Annotated in this window: 1 rRNA gene; it reads right to left on the bottom strand. The window is 41.0% G+C overall.

The features are described 5' to 3' along the window. Window positions 1–177: 177 nt before the first annotated feature. Window positions 178–239 (bottom strand): 16S ribosomal RNA (locus ACH1XZ_RS23280); the annotation flags it as partial.

The raw sequence follows: 239 nt of genomic DNA, 5'->3' as shown, positions 1-239 counted from the left end.
CAAACACACCTCAGTCTGTTCTTATTACGGAGAACAGAGTTCAGTGTGCTGTTTCAATTTTCAGCTTGATCCAGATTTTTAAAGAGCAAAACTTCTTAATGCACTCGAAAGTACATTCAGAAGTTCATCATTTACCAGACAATTTGTGTGAGCACTTCAAAGAACGTTTCTTTAAGGTAAGGAGGTGATCCAACCGCAGGTTCCCCTACGGTTACCTTGTTACGACTTCACCCCAGTCA

The organism is Kluyvera chengduensis (assembly GCF_044197065.1).
Classification (GTDB): Bacteria; Pseudomonadota; Gammaproteobacteria; order Enterobacterales; family Enterobacteriaceae; genus Kluyvera; species Kluyvera ascorbata_C.
This window is presented reverse-complemented; position numbering and strand designations above follow the sequence as displayed.